This window comes from Mycobacterium gordonae (assembly GCF_017086405.1).
In the GTDB taxonomy this organism is placed as follows: domain Bacteria; phylum Actinomycetota; class Actinomycetes; order Mycobacteriales; family Mycobacteriaceae; genus Mycobacterium; species Mycobacterium gordonae_D.
In genome coordinates this window covers 6,646,377-6,670,644 of sequence record NZ_CP070973.1, presented here as the reverse complement: position 1 = coordinate 6,670,644, position 24,268 = coordinate 6,646,377, and the positions used below count along the sequence as shown (strand labels likewise).

8 protein-coding genes and 1 tRNA gene are annotated in these 24,268 nt (G+C 65.4%); 6 read left to right on the top strand and 3 right to left on the bottom strand.

Annotated features, from left to right (window positions below):
• The first annotated feature begins 333 nt into the window (after window positions 1–333).
• From JX552_RS28700 to topA, 3 genes are all read left to right on the top strand, one after another.
• A complete protein-coding gene (locus JX552_RS28700) occupies window positions 334–8,994 on the top strand; it encodes a PPE family protein (protein ID WP_205875206.1) in 8,661 nt (2,886 codons plus the stop codon).
• Window positions 8,995–9,475: 481 nt separating this feature from the next.
• Complete coding sequence (locus tag JX552_RS28695; RefSeq protein WP_205875205.1) at window positions 9,476–10,054, top strand: hypothetical protein; 579 nt, start codon at window positions 9,476–9,478, stop codon at window positions 10,052–10,054.
• 215 nt (window positions 10,055–10,269) lie between these two features.
• Complete coding sequence (gene topA / locus JX552_RS28690) at window positions 10,270–13,083, top strand: type I DNA topoisomerase (protein ID WP_205875204.1); 2,814 nt, start codon at window positions 10,270–10,272, stop codon at window positions 13,081–13,083.
• A 21-nt stretch (window positions 13,084–13,104) separates the two neighbouring features.
• Here the strand turns inward: topA and JX552_RS28685 are convergent, their stop codons facing one another.
• From JX552_RS28685 to JX552_RS28675, 3 genes are all read right to left on the bottom strand, one after another.
• Window positions 13,105–14,319, bottom strand: a complete 1,215-nt coding sequence (locus JX552_RS28685; RefSeq protein WP_205875203.1) for an IS110 family RNA-guided transposase — start codon at window positions 14,317–14,319, stop codon at window positions 13,105–13,107.
• 712 nt (window positions 14,320–15,031) lie between these two features.
• Window positions 15,032–17,974 (bottom strand): PE domain-containing protein, encoded by a 2,943-nt coding sequence (locus tag JX552_RS28680; RefSeq protein WP_205875202.1) that lies wholly within the window; start codon window positions 17,972–17,974, stop codon window positions 15,032–15,034.
• A gap of 310 nt (window positions 17,975–18,284) precedes the next feature.
• A complete protein-coding gene (locus tag JX552_RS28675; RefSeq protein ID WP_205875201.1) occupies window positions 18,285–19,880 on the bottom strand; it encodes an adenylate/guanylate cyclase domain-containing protein in 1,596 nt (531 codons plus the stop codon).
• A 161-nt stretch (window positions 19,881–20,041) separates the two neighbouring features.
• Here JX552_RS28675 and JX552_RS28670 point away from each other — a divergent pair, with 161 nt between their 5' ends.
• From JX552_RS28670 to JX552_RS28660, 3 genes are all read left to right on the top strand, one after another.
• Window positions 20,042–21,259, top strand: a complete 1,218-nt coding sequence (locus JX552_RS28670) for a DNA polymerase III subunit delta' (RefSeq protein ID WP_205875200.1) — start codon at window positions 20,042–20,044, stop codon at window positions 21,257–21,259.
• A gap of 24 nt (window positions 21,260–21,283) precedes the next feature.
• Window positions 21,284–21,356: transfer RNA gene (locus JX552_RS28665), tRNA-Thr, on the top strand.
• Between the two features lie 460 nt (window positions 21,357–21,816).
• Complete coding sequence (locus JX552_RS28660; RefSeq protein WP_205878735.1) at window positions 21,817–24,030, top strand: SpoIIE family protein phosphatase; 2,214 nt, start codon at window positions 21,817–21,819, stop codon at window positions 24,028–24,030.
• Window positions 24,031–24,268: the final 238 nt, after the last annotated feature.

Here is a 24,268-nt window from a genome sequence, read left to right as displayed (position 1 = left end):
CAAGTTTTCGAAGATTATCTTGCGTCCGCTTGAACGAATTACCAGAGGCGCAGCGCTACCGAAGTTAGGGCTAATTAAACGATTTCACCGTGCCCACCAACCGTTGAGGAAGACGCAACAGTGTCTTCGCAACCTTGTGCTAGACGCCCATGTGGGGGCTCCTTACTGTTTGCTGAACACCGGCGCCCAACAGCGATAGCCGAACGCCCGGCGTGCTTTCCCGGTCCAGTGAAGCAAAGAGACCGGCGGGCCAAACGGCGGCAGTCCTGGCGCGAGAAACCCGCTCCGGTGCAACCCACGGTATTGGTCTCGGGCCCAAGTGAGGACGGTGTCATGAACTTCGCGGTACTGCCTCCGGAGATCAATTCCTCGCGTTTGTACTTCGGTGTCGGCTCGGGCTCGCTACTGGCGGCGGCGTCCGCCTGGGAGGGGCTTGCGGCGGACTTTGGTACGGCCGCAAACTCGTTCGCTTCGGTTACCGCGGGTCTGGCGGATGCTGCCTGGCAGGGTTCGGCCTCGGCGGCCATGACCAACGTAGCCGCCCCCTATCTGGGTTGGCTCAACGCGGCAGCAGTCCACGCTGGGCAAGCAGCCACCCAGGCCCGGCTGACGGCGGCCGCATTCGAGTCGGCGCAAATGGCGACGGTGCATCCGGTGATCATCTCGGCCAACCGCGCCCTTTTTTTGGCGCTGGTGCAGGCGAACGCGCTGGGCCAAAACGCTGGCGCGATTGCTGCGGCGGAGGCCCAGTACGAAGCGATGTGGGCGCAGGACGTGGCCGCGATGTTCGACTACCATGCTGGCGCCGCAGCCGCGGCTTCGGAGTTGACGCCGCTCATTGCCGGCGTGCAGGGGATGCCGGGCCAAGTCTTGGCCGCGGGCCAAACATCCATCCTCGGTGCGTTCGCCAACCTGGGCTCAGCGAATGTCGGTGGGGGCAATGTGGGCAACGCAAACGTCGGAAGTTTCAACGTGGGCGGCGGAAATCTCGGACATACCAATTTCGGCATCGGGAACTTAGGCAGCCAGAATGTTGGTTTCGGCAATCATGGCAGCTACAACTTCGGGTTCAGCAATACCGGGGACGCCAACACCGGCTTCGGGAACAACGGTGCCGACAACATCGGCCTCGGTAACTCCGGGACCAGCAACATCGGTATCGGGCTGACCGGCAGCCGGCAAGTCGGATTCGGTGCTTGGAACGCCGGTACCGGCAATCTTGGCCTGCTGAACTCGGGCACCGGCAATATCGGATTCCTCAATTCGGGCACTGGAAATTTCGGAATTGGTAATTCGGGAAATTTCAACACCGGGATTGGCAATGCTGGAATATCCAACACCGGGTTTTTCAACGCGGGCAACATCAACACCGGCTATGGCAACCCGGGTAGCCTCAACACGGGCATATACAGCACGGGCACGTCAAACACCGGAAACTTCAATACCGGAAGTTACAATTCCGGTAGCTACAACGCGGGCAGTTACAACACCGGATCGTTGAACACCGGTTCGTTCAACACCGGTTTTTTCAATTCAGGACACTTCAACAACGGAGCTTTCGTCCACGGAGACAATTTGGGACACGTAGGGTTCGATCTTGCCATCACTACGCCCACTGTCCCCATCGACGTGCAGGAAAGCATCCCGGTCAACACGACGATTCAAGTCGGCGGAAACGTGGTCAGCCTGCCGGGTTACTATTACCCGCGCACGAATTTTCTCGACGATTATTTTTATCTCGGCCCGTTCAATATCCCGGTTTCCTCGATCTCCGTTCCCTTGGTAACAATCAATGTGGGTGGACCAACCACAGCGCTTGCCATAAGCTTCGTCGGCGCGTTGGAGGGACGGACCATCCATTTCCTCAGTTTCCCTGGTGGTCCGGGGTATGGTAATTCGACGGGGGGGCCGTCGTCGGGCTTTTTCAATAGTGGGGCCGGTAGTTCGTCGGGGTTAGGTAACTTTGGGCCGAATAATTCCGGTCTGCAGAACATCGCGCGGGGGGCGGTGGGTAGCTCGGGTTTGTTCAACGTCGGTGTGCTGCAGTCTGGTTTGTTCAACCTGGGCAATACGATGTCGGGGGTCTTCAACACCGGCAGCTCGGGGTTCGCGGTTCCGGCGCTGAACTCGGGTCTGTTGAACGTCGGGAACGAGCTGGCCGGCCTGTCTCAAGGCGGCTCTGGGGGGCTGGTCGTCAACCTGGGGCTGGCTGATCACGGCGTGTGGAACGTGGGCCTGGGCAATACCGGCGATTTCAATCTGGGCAGTGGCAACGTGGGCCGGTTCAATCTCGGTGGGGGCAACTTCGGTGATGTCAACCTCGGTGCCGGCAACATCGGAAGCGGCAACGTCGGCTTCGCCAACACCGGGCCGCAGCTCACGGCGGGGCTGAACAATATTGGGTTGGGCAATACCGGCAGCAACAACATCGGGTTCGGCAACGTCGGGACGGCCAATACCGGGTTCGCCAACACCGGTTCGGACAACATCGGTATCGGGTTGTCCGGGACCCGCCAGATCGGGTTCGGCGGGTTTAACAGCGGTGTCGGCAATCTCGGCTTGTTTAACTCCGGCACCGACAACATCGGTATCGGCAACTCCGGTCACGGCAATGTCGGGCTGTTCAACTCCGGCAGCTTCAACACCGGCATCGCCAACACCGGCAGCACCAACACCGGCCTGTTCAACGCCGGCATCGCCAACACCGGCCTGGCCAACACCGGCCACTACAACACCGGCAGCTTCAACACCGGCAGCACCAACACCGGCATCGCCAACCCGGGTGACTACAACACCGGCCACCTCAACACCGGCCACTACAACACCGGCATCGCCAATGCCGGCGATATCAACACCGGCGCCTTCATCGCCGGCAACCAAAGCAACGGCCTGCTGTGGCGGGGTGATCTCCAGGGCCTGGCCGGAGCCAACTACACAATCCGTGTGCCCGAAATTCCGTTGCATGTCACTGGAACGGTTCCCGTCAATATCCCTATCACGACTACATTCACCGATACCGTTTACAGTGGCATGACCATCTCCAATATTCCCCTGGGTTTCACTGTGGCCCTCGGTCCCATACCAGCTTTCACGGCTAATATCAATTCACTTTTTATCCCGCCGGTCACCGTTGTGGGTCCATTACCCTACCCTAGCGCGACTATCGGCGGTCCAGGCGTGTCGATAAATATTACTGGCTTCGCCAGCATCGGTCCGGCAGAGCTAACTCTCTTCAACGTCGGCGGAAAGCCCGGATTCGGAAATTCGTCGACATTGCCGTCGTCGGGGTTTTTCAACAGTGGTACGGGCAGTTCGTCGGGTTTCTTCAACCTCGGCCCGAACAATTCCGGATGGCAGAACATCACCTCGCGCGGAATCTTGGGGAACTCCGGCGTCGGCAATATCGGCACCCTGCAATCGGGCATCGCCAATACCGGCAGCGTCATCTCCGGGTTGGTCAACGCCGGCCCACTGGGGCCTGCCACGCCCCACAACATCTCCGGCTTCCAAAACGTGGGCACCGGCCTAGCCGGCCTCCTGCGCGACAGCACCAACGGCACCACCATCAACCTCGGGCTGGCCAACGTCGGCGCGCTGAACATCGGCGGCGCCAATATCGGCAGCGTGAACCTCGGTGGCGGCAACGTGGGCCGGTTCAATCTCGGTGGGGGCAACCTCGGTGACTTCAACCTCGGTGCCGGCAACATCGGAAGCGGCAACGTCGGCTTCGCCAACACCGGGCCGCAGCTGAGCGCGGGTCTGAACAATATTGGGTTGGGCAATGCCGGCAGCAACAACATCGGGTTCGGCAACGTCGGGACGGCCAATACCGGGTTCGGCAACACCGGTTCGGACAACATCGGTATCGGGTTGTCCGGGACCCGCCAGATCGGGTTCGGCGGGTTTAACAGCGGTGTCGGCAATCTCGGCTTTTTTAACTCCGGCACCGACAACATCGGTATCGGCAACTCCGGTCACGGCAATGTCGGGCTGTTCAACTCCGGCAGCTTCAACACCGGCGTCGCCAACACCGGCAGCACCAACACCGGCCTGTTCAACGCCGGCATCGCCAATACCGGCCTGGCCAACACCGGCCACTACAACACCGGCAGCTTCAACGCGGGAGACTTCAATACGCTCGATTTCAACACCGGCCACTACAACACCGGCAGCCTCAACACCGGAAACTACAACACCGGTCTGGCGAACTCCGGCAATTTCGACACCGGCGCGCTGATCGCCGGCAGTTTTTCCAACGGCATCCTGTGGCGCGGTGACTATCAAGGACTCTTGGGCTACGGATTCGGCATTTCGATTCCCGACACCGCTATACCGGTAAACGTTGATGTGCAGGCACCGATAAATATACCCGTTCAGGTGAAGCTCGGTACCGTTTCAGTTCAGCCGTTCGTCCTTCCGAGATACACGGCCACGATAAACTTGCTCGGTACCGGAGATATCTCGACAGTTGCCCTTGGGCCTCTCGCAATACCGCGGATCAGCATCACACTGCCAAATATCACGACTCAAATTGGTGGGCCAAGTACCTCAATACACCTTAGTGGTGCGGGCGGTATCGGCCCCATCAGGATCCCCATCTTCGAGCTACCCGCCGGTACCGGGTTCGGCAACTCGACCACCGCCCCCTCCTCTGGTTTCTTTAATTCCGGTTCGGGGAATTCCTCTGGCATTGGGAATATCGGTGGCAACCTATCCGGGTTCGTCAATAGCTCATACGTCGGCCTTGGCGCCTCCGGCTACGGAAACCTGGGCGAGTTGTTGTCCGGTGCATCAAACATCGGCAACACGATCTCGGGTCTTTTCAATACGAGCACGTTGGACATCTTTAGTTCAGCCAATGTCTCGGGCATCGCGAACACCGGTCAAGAGATCGCGGGCTTGGGCGATGGTTCGCTGGTCTTCAACGTGGGCCTGGGCAATACCGGCGATTTCAATCTGGGCAGTGGCAACGTGGGCCGGTTCAATCTCGGTGGGGGCAACCTCGGTGACTTCAACCTCGGTGCCGGCAACATCGGAAGCGGCAACGTCGGCTTCGCCAACACCGGGCCGCAGCTGAGCGCGGGTCTGAACAATATCGGGTTGGGCAATACCGGCAGCAACAACATCGGGTTCGGCAACCTCGGGACGGCCAATACCGGGTTCGGCAACACCGGTTCGGACAACATCGGTATCGGGTTGTCCGGGACCCGCCAGATCGGGTTCGGCGGGTTTAACAGCGGTGTCGGCAATCTCGGCTTGTTTAACTCCGGCACCGACAACATCGGTATCGGCAACTCCGGTCACGGCAACGTCGGTTTGTTCAACTCCGGCAGCTTCAACACCGGCGTCGCCAACACCGGCAGCACCAACACCGGCCTGTTCAACGCCGGCATCGCCAACACCGGCCTGGCCAACACCGGCCACTACAACACCGGCAGCTTCAACACCGGCAGCACCAACACCGGCATCGCCAACCCGGGTGACTACAACACCGGCCACCTCAACACCGGCCACTACAACACCGGCATCGCCAATACCGGCGACATCAACACCGGCGCCTTCATCGGCGGCAATTACTCCAACGGCCTGTTCTGGCGGCAAGATTACCAGGGCTTGATTGGATTCAGAATTGGTATCCACATACCAGAGATACCGCTGTTGAACATGAACTTGGAAGTTCCCGTCAATCTTCCAATAGATCTGAACCTGAGCACACTCAGTCTTACGGGCTTTGTTATTCCGCGGTTTGGTGTAACACTCTTCGATTCGGATTACTCCTCGGTCAGTATCGGCCCCATCGTCGTGCCGGCCGTCACTGGGACGCTGCCTCATATAACCGCATTGGTCGGCGGACCGGCAACGACGTTAAATGTTCAAATCACCAGCAGCGTTGGTCCAATCGATATCCCGATTATCGACATTCCGCGAGCTCCCGGTTTCGGTAATTCGACGGGTGGGCCGTCGTCGGGCTTTTTCAATAGTGGGGCCGGTAGTTCGTCGGGGTTGGGTAACTTTGGGCCGAATAATTCCGGTCTGCAGAACATCGCGCGGGGGGCGGTGGGTAGCTCGGGTTTGTTCAACGTCGGTGTGCTGCAGTCTGGTTTGTTCAACCTGGGCAATACGATGTCGGGGGTCTTCAACACCGGCAGCTCGGGGTTCGCGGTTCCGGCGCTGAATTCGGGTCTGTTGAACGTCGGGAACGAGCTGGCCGGCCTGTCTCAAGGCGGCTCTGGGGGGCTGGTCGTCAACCTGGGGCTGGCTGATCACGGCGTGTGGAACGTGGGCCTGGGCAATACCGGCGATTTCAATCTGGGCAGTGGCAACGTGGGCCGGTTCAATCTCGGTGGGGGCAACTTCGGTGATGTCAACCTCGGTGCCGGCAACATCGGAAGCGGCAACGTCGGCTTCGCCAACACCGGGCCGCAGCTCACGGCGGGGCTGAACAATATTGGGTTGGGCAATACCGGCAGCAACAACATCGGGTTCGGCAACGTCGGGACGGCCAATACCGGGTTCGGCAACACCGGGTCGGACAACATCGGTATCGGGTTGTCCGGGACCCGCCAGATCGGGTTCGGCGGGTTTAACAGCGGTGTCGGCAATCTCGGCTTGTTTAACTCCGGCACCGACAACATCGGTATCGGCAACTCCGGTCACGGCAATGTCGGGCTGTTCAACTCCGGCAGCTTCAACACCGGCATCGCCAACACCGGCAGCACCAACACCGGCCTGTTCAACGCCGGCATCGCCAACACCGGCCTGGCCAACACCGGCCACTACAACACCGGCAGCTTCAACACCGGCAGCACCAACACCGGCATCGCCAACCCGGGTGACTACAACACCGGCCACCTCAACACCGGCCACTTCAACACCGGCATCGCCAATGCCGGCGATATCAACACCGGCGCCTTCATCGCCGGCAACCAAAGCAACGGCCTGCTGTGGCGCGGTGATCTCCAGGGCCTGGCCGGAGCCAACTACACGATCACCATTCCCGAGATACCGGCATTTGTCGACGTCAATATTCCGATCAACATCCCCGTTACCGCATCGATCACCAGGGTAGACATTCCAGCGATCACCATTCCGGCCGTCCCGTTCTCGGGTTTCGACAATGGTCTTGGGGGGACGGTTCAGGGCAAGATCGGGCCGATCTCCATCTCGCGCATTGTCCTGGACGTCGTGAATCCCGCGGTGACCCTGAATATCGGCAATCCCGATGGCTCGACGGTGATCCATGTTGCCGGCACAGGCGGTCTCGGGCCGATTCAAATCCGACTCATCGATATTCCGGCAACCCCTGGCTACTTCAATTCGTCGGCATTGCCGTCGTCGGGGTTTTTCAACAGTGGTACGGGCAGTTCGTCGGGTTTCTTCAACCTCGGCCCGAACAATTCCGGATGGCAGAACATCACCTCGCGCGGAATCTTGGGGAACTCCGGCGTCGGTAATATCGGCACCCTGCAATCGGGCATCGCCAATACCGGCAGCGTCATCTCCGGGTTGGTCAACGCCGGCCCACTGGGGCCTGCCACGCCCCACAACATCTCCGGCTTCCAAAACGTGGGCACCGGCCTAGCCGGCCTGCTGCGCGACAGCACCAACGGCACCACCATCAACCTCGGGCTGGCCAACGTCGGCGCGCTGAACATCGGCGGCGCCAATATCGGCAGCGTGAACCTCGGTGGCGGCAACGTGGGCCGGTTCAATCTCGGTGGGGGCAACCTCGGTGACTTCAACCTCGGTGCCGGCAACATCGGAAGCGGCAACGTCGGGTTCGCCAACACCGGGCCGCTGCTGAGCGCGGGTCTGAACAATATTGGGTTGGGCAATACCGGCAGCAACAACATCGGGTTCGGCAACCTCGGGACGGCCAATACCGGGTTCGGCAACACCGGTTCGGACAACATCGGTATCGGGTTGTCCGGGACCCGCCAGATCGGGTTCGGCGGGTTTAACAGCGGTATCGGCAATCTCGGCTTGTTCAACTCCGGCACCGACAACATCGGTATCGGCAACTCCGGTCACGGCAACGTCGGTTTGTTCAACTCCGGCAGCTTCAACACCGGCGTCGCCAACACCGGCAGCACCAACACCGGCCTGTTCAACGCCGGCATCGCCAACACCGGCCTGGCCAACACCGGCCACTACAACACCGGCAGCTTCAACACCGGCGAAGCCAACACCGGCAGCGCCAACCCCGGCGATCACAACACCGGCTACTTCAACCCCGGCAACTACAACACCGGCGCCCTGAACAGCGGCGACGTCAACACCGGCGCATTCAATTCCGGCAACTACAACAATGGGGCTTTCCAGAGAGGCGATTATGGCGGCCTTTTTGACATTTCCTACCGCATCACTATCCCCGAAATTCCGTACCACTACGACGTGCGCAGTGACATCGAGGTACCGATCAGCGGAATCATCAATCAAATTAATCAGCAAGCCTTTGTCGTCGGGGAGATCCCACTCGTCATCGACCTCGTTCAAGAAGTATGCATTCCGATCCCCCTGCCGCCGTTCTTCGATTGCTACAACGTCACCGTGTCTGTTTACGACGGCACAATCGGAGGATGGACGATCGACCAGAGTGCGATTCAGCCTGCAACGCCGATCAATTACCTGTATCAAATGCCTATCAATTACTCCGGGGCGGGTAATCTGGGACCCTTCGACTTCGGTTTCGATTTGCGGCAGAGTCCGGGAATATTCAATACGACGGACGCTCCATCGTCAGGTTTCTTCAACTCCGGCAGTGGCAGCGACTCGGGGTTCTTCAACGCAGGACCAGGTCGTTTGTCGGGCATTCTTAACGCGGGGGCCAGCGATTTAGGTGTCCTGAAGTCGGGAATAGTGAACGCCGGCAGGGCCCCTTCGGGCCTATTCAACATTGGCCCGGCAGCGCTGGACATCCGTGCGCTTATATCTGGCGCCGGAAACGTAGACGTGCAATTGTCTGAATTATTGCGCGGCTTAGGACTATCCTGACCCAGCACCGGCGGCGCCGTTCGGGCTCCTAGTTGGCCTCGGCAGCCAGCGCATCGATGAGTTCGTCGAGTTCGGTATAGATCAGCGCGAGGTGCAGCTAGCCGTTGTCGGCGCGGATAGCGACGACGATGTCGAGTATCGACTCGGTGTCCCTTCACTGCGGGCGACGCAGGTCGTAGATCGAACGCGGCCCAGTTGCGAACCCGGCCGCCATCCTCGCAGCGACTGCAGCACCAGCCGATCGGCCGCGGTGGTTGGGCACCGAACACGATGGTTGGGCACGGAACACGACGATGCGGCCGGGGCAGGCATGGTGGGCCGGCGGGCGGCAGCACGGTAGAGCGGTTTCCCATCGGGGTGTGGGCATCCCCAGCGACCACCATGGCCCGGTTACCGTTGACGGGCGCGGTGACGATCCCGTTCTCCGCCTCGCCGGATGCGGACAAGCGCCTGATCGCCGCGCTGGCCTACTGTCTGTGGCGTGAGCCAGCTTTCCTTCTTCGCCGCGGAGTCAGTACCGCCCGCGGTCGGGGACTTGTGTGGGCTGCTGGCGGCACCCGGTCAGATCGTGCTGGTCGGCGCCGGCGCGCGGCTGTCGGTGGTTGTCGACGAGGCCTGGCGTGCTGCGGCGCTGGCCGAGATGATCCGGCAGGCCGGCCTGGTCCCTGAAATCACCCGGACCGACGAAAACCACCCGTTGGTGCGGACCGCCGCCGACCCGGCGTTGCGCAGCATCGCGACCGAATGGACGCGAGGTGCCGTGAAGACGGTTCCGCCGCGCTGGTTGCCCGGGCCGCGGGAACTGCGGGCCTGGACCCTGGCGGCGGGCAACCCCGAGGCCGACCGGTATCTGCTCGGGCTGGATCCGCACGCGCCGGACACCCATTCACCGCTGGCATCGGCTCTGATGCGGGTCGGCATCGCGCCCACTTTGATCGGTACTCGCGGTGCCCGCCCAGCGCTTCGGATCAGCGGCCGGCGGAGGCTATCGCGCCTGGTAGAGAACGTAGGGGAGGCTCCCGATGGACCAGATGCGGCAGCCCGATGGCCACGTGTTTGACGGCCCGCCGCGACCCCGTCACCGGTGGTCCGGTTGGCCGCCGGTTTGCGCGGGCCCGCCCAAGGGTGCGAAATTGTCAGTTGCCCGCGGGGCGAAGATACGGCGGCGTACCTATGGTTGACCGGAAATCCGGAATATCGGGGAGCCGCCCTGTCATTGTTTCTGCGAGACGGTTCCGCCCAGGGACCGATACAGGAGATGGAGCGTAGGCGCAGTTGGTTGAGCGGGCCCCCAAGAGGGCTAGCAGCGGGAGAAACGGCAGCACCCGGCGACTCGTGATCGTGGAGTCGCCCACCAAGGCGCGCAAACTTGCTGGTTACCTGGGATCCAATTACATCGTCGAGTCGTCACGTGGACACATCCGCGACCTGCCCCGCGCGGCCGCCGACGTTCCCGCGAAGTTCAAATCCGAGCCATGGGCGCGGCTGGGCGTCAACGTCGACGCCGACTTCGAACCGCTCTACATCATCAGTCCGGAGAAGAAGAGCACCGTCACCGAGCTCAAAGGCCTGCTCAAGGACGTCGACGAGCTCTACCTGGCAACGGATGGGGACCGCGAAGGTGAGGCGATCGCCTGGCACCTGATGGAGACCCTCAAACCCCGCATTCCGGTCAAGCGGATGGTTTTCCACGAGATCACCGAGCCGGCCATCCTCGAAGCCGCCGAAAACCCCCGCGACCTGGACATCGATCTGGTCGACGCGCAGGAGACCCGTCGCATCCTGGACCGGCTGTACGGCTACGAGGTCAGTCCGGTGCTGTGGAAGAAAGTGGCGCCCAAACTGTCGGCGGGCCGGGTCCAATCGGTCGCCACCCGCATCATCGTGCAGCGCGAGCGCGACCGAATGGCCTTCCGCAGCGCCTCCTACTGGGACATCCTGGCCAGGCTGGACGCGAGCGTGTCCGACCCGCAGGCACAGCCGCCCACGTTCGCCGCACGCCTGACCAACGTCGACGGGCTGCGGGTGGCCACAGGTCGTGACTTCGATTCTCTAGGCGTGCTGCGCAAGGCCGACGAGGTGATCGTGCTCGATCAGGCGGGTGCTACCGCGCTGGCCAACAATCTGCAGGGCGCGCAGCTCAATGTCGCCTCGGCCGAAGAGAAGCCGTACACCCGCCGTCCGTACCCACCGTTCATGACGTCGACGCTGCAGCAGGAGGCCGGCCGCAAGCTCCGGTTCTCCTCCGAACGCACGATGAGCATCGCGCAGCGTCTGTATGAGAACGGCTACATCACCTATATGCGTACCGACTCGACGACCCTGTCGCAGTCCGCCATCACCGCGGCACGCAACCAGGCGCGTCAGCTCTACGGCGAGGAATACGTGTCGCCGTCGCCGCGGCAGTACACCCGCAAGGTGAAGAACGCCCAGGAGGCGCACGAGGCCATCCGGCCCGCGGGCGAGACGTTCGCGACGCCGGACGCGGTGCGCCGGGAACTCGACGGCGACGAATTCCGGCTCTATGAGCTGATCTGGCAGCGTACGGTCGCCTCGCAGATGGCCGACGCGCGCGGCACCACGCTGAGCCTGCGGATCGAAGGCCGCGCCGGCGAGCAGCAGGTGGTGTTCTCGGCGTCCGGGCGCACACTGACCTTCCCGGGCTTCCTCAAGGCCTATGTGGAAACGGTCGACGAGCTCGCCGGGGGCGAGGCCGACGACGCCGAGCGCCGACTACCGAACCTGTCGCCGGGCCAGCGGCTGGCCGCCATCGAGCTGACGCCGGACGGCCACTCCACCAACCCGCCCGCCCGCTACACCGAGGCCTCGCTGGTCAAGGCGCTCGAAGAACTGGGTATCGGTCGGCCATCCACCTATTCGTCGATCATCAAGACCATTCAGGACCGCGGCTATGTGTACAAGAAGGGCAGCGCCCTGGTGCCGTCCTGGATTGCGTTCGCGGTGATCGGCTTGCTGGAACAGCATTTCGGCCGGCTGGTCGACTACGACTTCACCGCCGCGATGGAGGACGAGCTCGACGCCATTGCCTCCGGCAATGAGCGACGCACCAACTGGCTCAACAACTTCTATTTCGGCGGCGACCACGGGGTGCCCGACTCGGTGGCCCGCTCCGGCGGCCTGAAGAAACTGGTCGGGGTCAATCTCGAAGGCATCGACGCTCGGGAAGTCAACTCCATCAAGGTGTTTGACGACGCTGAGGGCCGTCCCGTCTACGTGCGTGTCGGCAAGAACGGGCCGTATCTGGAACGCACGGTGACCGGAGACGATGGCGAACCAACTCCGCAACGGGCCAACCTCAACGACTCGCTCACCCCCGACGAGCTAACTCTCGAAGTGGCAGAAGAGCTTTTCGCCACTCCGCAGGAGGGGCGACTGCTGGGAGTGGACCCGGCGACGGGTCACGAGATCGTGGCGAAGGACGGCCGGTACGGACCGTACGTGACCGAGCTCCTGCCCAAGCCCGAGGGCGACGACGACGGCGGTGCTGGGGCCGGCGCCAAGAAGGGCAGGAAGCCCACCGGACCCAAGCCCCGCACCGGTTCGTTGTTGCGCACCATGGATCTTCAGACGGTGACCCTCGAGGACGCGCTCAAGCTGCTGTCGCTACCGCGGGTCGTCGGGGTGGACCCCGCTTCCGGAGACGAGATCACCGCGCAGAACGGCCGCTACGGCCCATATCTGAAGCGCGGCACCGATTCCCGGTCTTTGGCGACCGAGGAGCAGATGTTCACCATCACCCTCGACGAAGCCCTGAAGATCTACTCGGAGCCGAAACGTTCCGGGCGCCAAGCCGCTTCGGCACCTCCGTTGCGAGAGCTGGGTAACGACCCGGTTTCGGGCAAGCCGATGGTGATCAAAGACGGCCGCTTCGGGCCCTACGTCACCGACGGCGAGACCAACGCCAGCCTGCGCAAGGGCGACGACGTCCTGTCGATCACTGACGAGCGGGCGGCGGAGCTGCTGGCCGACCGCAGAGCCCGCGGCCCGGTGAAGCGCACCGCAAAGAAGACCGCCCGCAAGGCGCCGGCCAAGAAGGCGCCGGCCAAGAAGGCCGCCAAACGGAGCTAGACATCCCAGGTGGTTAAGTCGTCAAGCTGCTGCGGGGGTTTGGCGGTGGGCCCAAGCTGTGTATTCGTCGTATGGCGTGTGGTGGCGTAGGCAGCCGTGGAGGATGCCGACGAGTCGGTTGCCGAGGGCGCGTAGGGCCTGATGGTGGGTGTCACCCTTGGCGCGGTGCTGGTCGTAGAAGGCGCGGGCACCGGGGCTTCTGGTGAGGGCGCAGAATGCCCATTGATCGAGCGCGTCGTAGAGACGTCTGTTGCGGGCGTGGCGGGCCAGCACGGCACGTTTTCGGCCTGATGCGATGGTCAACGGTGATGTTCCGGCGTAGTTCTTGCGACACTTGGCAGTGGTGTAGCGGTTCGGGTCATCCCCGAACTCACCGAGCACCCGGGCGCCGAGCACAACACCAAGTCCTGGCAGGGAACGGTAGATGTCGGCGTCCGGGTGTTTCTCAAAATGGTCGGCCAGCGCGGTCTCGAGCTCGTCGATCTGAACATTGAGTGCGGCGATCACATGGACCGCTGCAGTCGTGGTGGCGCCGAAGGCAGTAGCCACCGCTGGGGGTGCTGTGAGGTGTTCGCGACGCAAAATGGTCTGAATCTGCCCAGCGCGTGTCTCGATATTGCGTTGCCGGCCAGCCGCTTTGAGCGCTGAGCCGATCTTCGACAGGCTCAACCGAGCGCCCTGTTTAGGAGTGGGTGCGCGACTCAAGACTGCCAACGCGTCACCGTCGGTGAGGGATTCGAAGGCCTCCAGGGCGGCGGGGTAGTACTCCCGCAGGCCGCTGCGCAGCATGTTGGCATGGCGCGTCCGTGCCCAGATCAAGCTCTGATGGGTACGGGCCAGCACCTTGATCGCCTCGGCATCGGCGCTGTCGCCGGCGATCCGGCGGTGGTTGTGCCGATCGGTTCGGACCAGGTCAGCGAGCACTTTGGCGTCCCCGGCATCGGACTTCGCACCCGAAACATGGTGGCGATCGCGGTAGCGGGCCGCCGCCATCGGGTTGATCGCCCACACCTGATAACCGGCTGCTGCCAACGCCGAGACCCACAGGCCACGATCGGTCTCGATGCCGATCATCACCTGGTCGGGTTCCTCGGCGTGTGCGGCAACCAATTCGTGTAAGGTGCCAATCCCTAGTAAGCCCTCGGGTAATCGCCGGGCTGCCAATCGTTGGCCAGCCTCGTCCATCAGATACACGTCGTGATGGTCTTCGGCCCAGTCGTTGCCGACAAAGATCACCAGTGCCCACCTCCTGCAGTCGTCGTTGACTCACATTGAGCCAGAGGACACCCGGCAGCGGACTAATGGATCAGTGCTCGCAGTGGCACGACATCCCATCAGCGCTTCAAGCGACCTCACCGAACCGGCCGGGGCACGATCTAGCTCTAGGGATCAACATTCATCCCGGTCCTACACAGTGCTCGCCGGCCAGCGGCTCGATGATCAGCGTCCTGCGGTCAACAGCTCAAACCCGACAACGCCACGCTGATCGACTCCCATTAGTCCTGCGTTACGGCGGGGACCCCATTGTGCCTTTCGGCTTCTGCTTGGCTCTTTGCGCGAGCTGTGATGGCCTTTCGACGCGAGTGGATGGCGTCCGCGCTATTGGCTACGATTCGGCGCAGGATCTTTGCGCCGCCTTCGCGGGCCACAACAAATCTCGCAAGCTGCCGAAAGGCTGGATAAGAACCAATCAATGCCCATCCAAAGTCGCCGGGGCATCTCAGACACGCCAACCCGCGCCCCGTCCCAACGTGGCCGCCGAACCGTCCCTATCGAAGCAACGGCCGCTGCTGCGCACTGTTGTGCACCGGCGCGCGCTGCGTATGTGTGAAGTGCACATTGCGGCTCACATTCGGGTTGATCCACAAGGTGCAGCGGTTGAATATCAGGTGCTCGCGCCCGTGGTAGTTAAGTCCGCGCGTCCCGCGGGTTGTCGTTCAATCCACAGTCAGTTGGACTGGCCGTTGCCACCGTTCGTGGCGGCGAAAACGCCGCCGGCAGCGCTACGGCCGCCGACACCGCCGCTTCCGATCCCGCCACCGAAGCCGCCGCTGTTACCCTGGCCGTAAGCGTTGCTCGCGCCGCCGGCCCCGTTGCTGTTTCCAGCGATGCCGGGCAGCGACTGGCCGAGAGAGGTCGCCCCGGCCCCACTCCCTCCGCCGCCGCCGGTAAGGGTGCCACCGGTCGCACCCGCACCGCCGCTGCCGGTCGTGGTGCCAGTACCGATGCCGGTGGCGGTGCCGCCCGTGCCTCCGTTGCCCGCGCTGCCGCCGGTCGCAACGGGTCCGCCCCCGCCGCCCCCGCCGCCGCCATTGGCGACGCCTGCCGTTCCGGAATTGACGACAACCGCCTGTCCGCCGGCGCCACCACCTCCACCGGTGCCGCCGACGCCCCCGGCTGCGTGGCTGCTGCCGCCGCCTCCGCCGCCTCCGCCGCCCGCGGTCACCTGCATGAAGTCGGAGGTAGCTGTGGCGGTGCCGCCGGCACCGCCGTTGCCGCCGTTGCCGCCGTTGCCGCCGGTTCCACCAGCGCCGATCCCGCTGCCAGTGGCGCCGCTGGTCCCGCCGGCGCCGCCTCCGCCGCCGCCGCCGGCGTAGGCGAAAGTAGCTGTCGACGCGGTAGATGCGGCGCCGCCGGCACCGCCGTTGCCGCCGTTGCCGCCGTTGCCGCCGTCGCCGTTGGTTCCGCCGTTGGGGGTGGCGCCACCGGTTCCGCCGGCCCCGCCGTGGCCGCCGGTGCCCCCTGCGCCGCCGAGGAGGAAGCTGCTGTTATACGGGATGTTGTCGGCGCCGGTGTCGCCGCGTCCGCCGTCGCCGCCTGTTCCGCCGGTTCCGCCGGTTGCGGCTGCACCGCCACTGCCGGAGCCGGTGCCGGCGGCGCCGGCGTTGCCGCCCGCTCCGCCGGTCCCGCCGTCGCCGCCGTTGGCGCTGGTGCCGGTGCCGGTGGTGTAGCTGTAGCCGGTCCCGCCGTTGCCGCCGGCGCCGCCGTTGCCGCCGTTTCCGTTGGTTCCGCCGTTGGGCGTTGCGCCGCCCTGGCCGCCGTTGCCGCCGGTGCCGCCGGCATAGCCGGCGCCGCCGGGGATGCTTGCGTTGTCGCCGTTGCCGCCGCGCCCGCCGGTGCCGCCGTCGCCGCCGGTTCCGGCGTTGCCGGTGCCCCCGGTGTTGCCGCCGGTGCCGCCGGTGCCTGCTGCTCCGCCGGCGCCGGCGGAGCCAGCGTCTCCACCGGTGCCGCCGTTTCCGCCGGTCTGTCCGGGCGTGCCGACGCCGTCGGCGCCGGATCCGCCGGCTCCGCCGGTGCCGCCGGTGCCGCCGTCTCCGCCGAGTCCGCCGTTGCCGTTGGTGCCTCCGGCGCCGGAGTTGCCGCCGGTGCCGCCGGTTCCGCCTGCCCCGCCGGCGTAGCCGGTGTTGCCGGTGTCGCCGGTTCCGGCGGCCGCGTCGGTGCCGTTGTCGCCGTTGCCGCCGCGCCCGCCGGTGCCGCCGTCGCCGCCGGTTCCGGCGTTGCCGGTGCCCCCGGTGTTGCCGCCGGTGCCGCCGGTGCCTGCTGCTCCGCCGGCGCCGGCGGAGCCGGCGTCTCCACCGGTGCCGCCGTTTCCGCCGGTCTGTCCGGGCGTGCCGACGCCGTCGGCGCCGGATCCGCCGGCTCCGCCGGTGCCGCCGGTGCCGCCGTCTCCGCCGAGTCCGCCGTTGCCGTTGGTGCCTCCGGCGCCGGAGTTGCCGCCGGTGCCGCCGGTTCCGCCTGCCCCGCCGGCGTAGCCGGTGTTGCCGGTGTCGCCGGTTCCGGCGGCCGCGTCGGTGCCGTTGTCGCCGTTGCCGCCGCGCCCGCCGGTGCCGCCGTCGCCGCCGGTTCCGGCGTTGCCGGTGGCTGCGGCGGGCGCGAACAACCCGGTCTGCCCCGGCGCTCCGCCGGCGCCGGCCGCGCCTCCGGCGCCACCGTCACCGCCGTCCCCGCCGACATCGTGCACACCCGTCGCGCCGTCGCCGCCGGCTCCGCCGAGCCCGCCACTGCCACCGGTGCCGCCGGCTCCGGCCGCCCCGAACAGGCCCGGATGCGCGCCCCCGGCCCCGCCGGCACCCCCGGCCCCGCCCGCAGCACCCACCTCGCCGGCATCACCGGGGTTCACGCCGCTAAGGCCGCCGCCGCCGGCCCCACCGGACCCGCCGATCCCGCCCGCACCCCCGGCCCACAACAACACCGCCCGACTAGCCCCACCGGCCCCGCCTATGCCGCCCGCGCCCCCGGCCATCCCGGTCAGGCCGTCCCCACCGGCGCCCCCGGCCCCACCGGCCCCGCCGAAACCACCCAGCCAGCCCCCGGCGCCTCCGGCCCCACCAGCACCGCCGAGCTGTCCGGGCGCGCCCGCCCCGCCGGCACCCCCGGCCCCACCGGAGCCGAACAACCCCGCACTGCCGCCGGCCCCGCCGGCCCCGCCGGGGGCACCTGAGCCGCCCGCGCCGCCATTGCCCCATAAGAACCCGCCGGCCCCACCGGCTTGCCCGCTGCCCGCGGCGCCGGCGGCACCATCACCGATCAATGCCCGGCCGAACAGCGCGTTGGTGGGAGCGTTGATCACTCCCAACACCGCCTCCTCCAGCCACTGCAACGGCCCGGCATTGGCCGCTTCAGCACCGGCGTAGGCCCCCGCCCCAGCGCTCAACGCCGCCACGAACTGGGCGTGAAACGCCGCCGCCTGCGCCCCCAGGACCTGATACTGACGGCCATAGGCACCGAAGCACACCGCGATCGCCGCCGACACCTCATCGGCGGCCGCGGCTGCCACCGCCACCGTGGCATCAGCGGCCGCGGCATCAGCGGCCGCGACCCCCGAGCCGATCCCAGCTAGCTGCACCGACACCGCGGCCAACACCTGCGGCGTGACCATCGCATACGACACGATCGACTCCCACTCCCGAATAACGCCCATAACCACTATTGCCCACCCCCTGAAATACCGGTCAGACCGCAATTAATCAACCTGAAAATTCGGCGACATCCCAACAAATCGAGCAAAATGTCTAGACGCTGCACAGAAGATTATTTATGCCTGTGAGATGACTCGCCATTGCCGAGATCGCAGATTTTCTCGTTCGCCCAGAAATTGCTGTGCGTGTCAATATTTTCGACGGCAAATGACTTTATGTCTGGTCGACACCGTGCAACCGTGGACGCGATCGTCCTCGCGAAGTGTGAAGGCTCGCCGGCTGCTAGCGGCGAACGTCGCTGGAAACCTCGCGGGAGACGTCTTCCGGCTCAGCCAGATTCAGCGGGCGGGCCAACTGCGTGGGCGCGGCGCGGCCCCGCAGGAACACCACCTCGCCGACGTCCCAGCACAGTGCCTCGGCGTCCAGCGCGCCGCTGACCGCGATCGCCGAGGCCAGCACGTGGCCCGCTTCGAGCTTGGCCAGCTCGGTGAGGCGGGCGGCTTCGTTGACCGGGTCGCCGATGACGGTGTACTCGAAACGCGCCTGCGCGCCAATGTGTCCGGCGATGGCGCGGCCCGCCGACACGCCGATACCGAACTCCGCGGATCCCAGCACGGGGATGAGCTCGTCGTGCAACTCGCGGGCTGCGGCCAGCGCCGCACCGGCACCATCGGGGTGTTCGATCGGGGCGCCGAAGATCGCCAGCGCGGCGTCGCCCTGAAACTTGTTGACGAACCCGCCGTGCCGGCCGACGGTGTCGACCACCACGCGGAAGAATTCGTTAAGCAGATGGACGACCTCGACGGGCGGCCGTGACGCGGCGAGCTGGGTGGAACCGACCAGGTCCACGAACAACACCGCGACGTCGCGTTCCTGCCCGCCCAACTCGGTGCCCCGTTCCAGTGCCCGCCGGGCCACGTCCTCGCCGACATAGCGGCCGAACAGGTCGCGCAGCCGCTGCCGTTCGGACAGGTCGCGGACCATGTCGTTGAATCCGGCCTGCAGCAGACCGAGCTCACTGGCGTCGTAAATCTGCATGTGCGCGTTGTAGTTGCCCCGCTGCACCTCAGACAGCGCCCAGCGGAGCTGGCGCAGCGGGTCGGCGATGGACATCGACACCAGCAGGGTGCTGGCCGCTCCGATGCCCAGTGCCGCCAGCGCCAGCAGCAAGATCGGGTTGAACAGCTTCTCCGGTGAGGCGCGCAGCAGCGCGATCTTGTCGGAAACCACCGCCAGCACGATGGCCAGCAGCGGGACGGCCGTCGAGAGCACCCAGGTCAGCATCAACCGCAGGATCACGCCGGGTGCCCGCACGCTCTCGGGGACGCCACTGCGCAGCGCGGCCACCGCGACCGGACGCAACACCCGCTCGGACTGCAGGTAGCCGATGATCGCGGTGGCGGTGGCGCCCAACGCGGTGGCGACCACCACCACCGGCGCGGCTTCCCGAGCCACCGACCAGCTGGCCAGGATGAAAATCACGCTCCCGACGGCCCAGGAAGCCGCGCTGGTCATCGTGCGGTAGAACGGCATCCGGAGCGCGCGGGTGCGGGCCAGCTCAGTGGTGGACGGGTCCGCTTCGACCAGCAGGTTGTCGCGTCGCTGCCAGCGGAAAACCGGCACCAACAGCTTGAGGTTCCAGGCGAACCCCGCGAAGAACAGAAAGATCACCGAGCTGATGAAGATTGCGACGTTCAGCGGCGGCAGATCACCCAGCTCGATCCGGTCGCGCGGCGGCAGACCGTAACGCAGAAAGCCCAGCACGAACAAGCCGCCGATGATGTCGGCCTGCAGCATGCTGAGCGAAAACACCGGCCATGGAGTGCGCACCACCCACCTGGCGAATGCGCTGATTCGCCGCGGGAGTGTTGCTGCCATGGCCACGCACCCACCGTATCGGTCAGCGGGGACTCGTCGGAAACCAAAAATGTCTCCGGCACGTCGCGTGGCGTGGGCGAAAGTTGCCGAAAGATCACGGATTTGTCGCAAAACGGATGCTGATCGGTCTCTGTCGGGCGCCCTGGCTACTGTTGCCGATGATGACCGGGGTGTTTACGCGGCTGGTAGGCCAGCAGGCGGTGGAAGCCGAACTGCTCGCCGCGGCCAGGTCCGCCCGCCGAGATGCTCGGAGTGATCAGTATCACGGAGGCGCCGACGTCGGGAATATGACACACGCGTGGCTGATCACCGGACCGCCCGGCTCCGGCCGTTCAGTGGCCGCGCTCTGCTTCGCGGCAGCGCTTCAGTGCACGTCAGAGGGCGAACCCGGCTGCGGGAGCTGCCGCGCCTGTACGACGACGATGGCCGGCACTCACGCCGACGTCCGGCGGGTCATCCCCGAGGGTCTGTCCATCGGGGTGGACGAGATGCGGGGGATCGTGCAGGTCGCGTCGCGGCGGCCCACCACCGGTCGCCACCAGATCGTCGTCGTCGAGGACGCCGACCGGCTGACCGAGGGTGCCGGCAACGCCCTGTTGAAGGTCGTCGAGGAACCGCCACCGTCGACCGTTTTCCTGCTGTGCGCGCCGTCGGTGGACCCCGAGGACATCGCGGTCACCTTGCGCTCCCGGTGCCGGCACGTGGCACTGGTGACACCACCCACCGAGGCGATCGCGCAGGTGCTGGTCGACGGCGACGGACTGGACGCCGACACCGCAGGCTGGGCGGCGTCGGTCAGCGGCGGGCACGTCGGCCGGGCGCGCCGGCTGGCCACCGACCCGGAGGCCCGGCAACGACGCCAGCAGGCGCTGGAGCTGGTACGTGACGCCGCGCGGCCGGCCCGCGCCTACACCGCCGCCGAGGAACTGGTGGCGGCGGCCGAGGCCGAGGCGGTGGCACTCACTGCCGGACGGGCCGAGGTCGAGACGGAAGAACTGCGCACCGCCCTGGGGGCCGGCGGCACCGGAAAAGGCGCGGCAGGTGCGATGCGCGGCGCCGCCGGTGCGATCAAGGACCTCGAGCGCCGGCAGAAGTCGCGCCAAACCAGGGCCTCGCGCGACGCCCTGGACCGGGCGCTGATCGACTTGGCCACCTACTTCCGGGATGCGCTGGTGGTCTCGGCGAACGCGGGCCACGTGCAAGCGAACCACCCGGACATGGCCGAGCGGGTGGCGTCGTTGGCCGGGCACGCCAGCCCCGATCGGTTGCTGCGCTGCATCGAGGCCGTGCTGGAATGCCGGGAAGCGTTGGCCATCAACGTCAAGCCCAAGTTCGCCGTCGACGCCATGGTCGCCACCATCGGCCAGCAACTGCGTTAGACTCGTGCCGCCCGCCAGGGCACGGCCGCCTTAGCTCAGTCGGTAGAGCGATTCACTCGTAATGAATAGGTCAGGAGTTCGATTCTCCTAGGCGGCTCCGCACCACCACTCCCGATGGATCGGTCGCGTCGCGGTTCGACGCGCGCCTGAGACCGGCATGCAAATGTCCGCCGTTTCGCCATGGGCGTCGACCAGCGAGCGAACAGGGCCGCGACGAGAACGTGGCCGGATAGCTCAATAATGCGAAGCGTTATATCGATCCTATTGATCCCGGATCAGCAGGTCTAAGCTACGTCTGTCGCGGTCGACCGCGTCGCGACCGAAGCCGGTCCGGCCCCGACGGGGGGCTTCGCACGGGAAGATCCGTTTCTGGGCAGAACGGACATTGATGCAAGCTTCTGCTGCGCTGGCTCAGGCTGGACAGCCCCTCCTCCGTCAAACCGGATTGTCGGTTTCCGCTAGTCCTGGGAGCTGGTCCGGTGACCGATAGCGGCCAGGGTCAAGCACCGATATCGGCGCCGACGGACCTGCCGGTCGGCGAATTCGTTCCGATCGGCATGCCCATCGACTTGGACAATTGTGCCCGCGAGCCGATCCATATCCCCGGCAGTATCCAGCCACGCGGGGTGCTGGCGGTGGTGCGCGAGCACGACTTCACGGTGCGCCAGGTGAGTGTCAACGTCGTCGACCTGCTCGGGCACTCGCTGAACGCCATTCTGCAAAGGCCGCTGTCTGCCCTCGTCGGCACCGAACAGGCCGCCCGAATTCAGCAGGTCGCCTCGACGACGCCCGATCTCGACCATCGCGACCCGCTTGACTGCGTGATTGAGGTCGCCGGCGAGCCACGGGCATTCGAGGCAGTGTTGAGTCGAGCATCCCACGGTGTGCTCTTGGTCGAACTCGAGCGGGCCTATGGCGAGCGCCCGTTTGCCTTCCCCAACACCTATCAGGCGGTGCGCAGTTCGGTGGAGGCGTTCAACAGAGCCGTCTCGCTGAGCGAGCTGTACGACACTGCCGCCCGCGCGGTGCGCTACCTGACCGGCTTCGACCGGGTCATGGTGTATCGCTACGACGAGGACTACAACGGCGAAGTGGTCGCCGAGTGCAAGCGGGCGGACCTCAATTCCTTTCTCGGCCTGCACTACCCCTCCACCGATATTCCACTGCAGGCCCGGGCGCTGTATGAAAAGAATCGGCTGCGGCTGATCTCCGACGTCGACTACACACCCGCACCATTGGTGCCGGCCATCGACCCGGAGACCGGTACGCCATTGGACCTCACCTATGCCATGCTGCGCAGCGTCTCACCCATCCACGTCGAATATCTGCAGAACATGGGTGTGCGCGCGTCGATGTCGATTTCTCTGTTGCGGCACGGCCGGCTGTGGGGTCTGATCGCCTGCCACCACTACGCCGGTCCCCTGCTGCCGCCGCTGGGGACCCGCGCGGCGGCCGAACTGCTCGGCGCGACCCTGTCGGTACACCTCGTCGACAGGTTCGAGGAGGAGCAACTGCACAAACGATTGGCGGCGCAGGCGGTGCTGGGCAAGCTGGCGGTCGCTGTGATGGAAGACGGCAAACCGCTCTCGGCGGCGTTGCTGGGGACGTCCGGGCTGTTCGACCTCGTGCCGGCCGACGGAGTGGTCGTGAATGTCCAAGGCGATTACCGGGTCCGCGGGGCGGTACCGCCACCGCAGATAGTGGCGGCCGTCGTCGCGTGGGCCCGTGACGCCGGGGAAGGCATTGCCAGCACCGATTGTCTGTCCGGCGAGCTCTCCGCACCCGACCTCGATCCCCAGGTGGTCGCCGGTGCGCTGGTACTCAACCTGCCCGACGGGCAGTATGCCGCCTGGTTCCGGCGTGAGGTACTGCGCTCGGTGGATTGGGGTGGCGATCCGCACAACAAGGCGATCGCGGTCGGCGAAGGTGACACAGTCCGCATCAGCCCGCGAAAATCGTTCGAGCGGTGGCGGGAAATCGTCGAGCAACACAGCCAACCGTGGACACCGAGCCAGGTCGAGTGCGCCGATGCGTTGCGGCGCCACCTGGTCGATTCGCTGTACAGCCGCACCCGCGGTGCGCTGCGGGTGGCCGAGACGGTGCAGCGCAGCCTGCTGCCGGAGTCGATCCCGACGCTGCACGACTGGCAGCTTTCTGCGCACTACCAGCCGGCCGCGGGCGACAACGTCGGCGGCGACTGGTACGACGCGTTCGAGCTACGCGACGGCCGATTGATCGTGCTCATCGGTGACGTCGCCGGACACGGCATCACCGCGGCCGGCACCATGGCACAACTGCGCAACGCCCTGCGGGCGCAATTGTTCGCCGGGGCGTCACCGGCCGAGGCGTTGCACCAGCTCAATGACTTCTGCTTGCACTTGTTGCCCGGGGCATTTGCCACGGTTGTCGTCGCGCGCGTCGACTTGGGCTCGGGACGGGTCGAGGCCGCCTGCGCGGGACACCTGATCCCATACCTGGCGGATTCCTCCGGATCGACAGCCGCGCCGGCGCCGATCCGGCTTTCCCCACCGATCCGCATTCGCGGTGCGACCTACGCCCCGAGCGCCTTTATCCTCGAACCGGGACAGGGGTTGGTGATGTTCTCCGACGGCCTGGTGGAGCGTCGGGGTGAGCCTCTCGATCGCGGTTTGGACCGGCTGGCCCAGACCCTCGGCCAAGCTGTCGACGTGTCGGCGTCCTGGGTAGGGGCCGCGATGGCGGCGGGCAACACTGACGATGACGTCACCGTCATCGCGCTGCGCCGCACCTGATACCTGGCGCAGAGTGCCCGGCAACTGGCTCTAGCGGGTAAAGCATTCAGAAGCCAGAGTTTGCGGACATTTCGGGTTAGTCGAGTTTGGATCCATCAGGTGCCGGCCCGGCGTGTCGTTTTTCCTTTCTGCTGCAAATACTTGCCGGTCGCATGCGGTCCAGGCCGATATGAGGTGGCAGGCCTTTTGCGCGCATAAGACTTGCGCGGGACGATTGTTGCCTGCTGATCCGCTACCC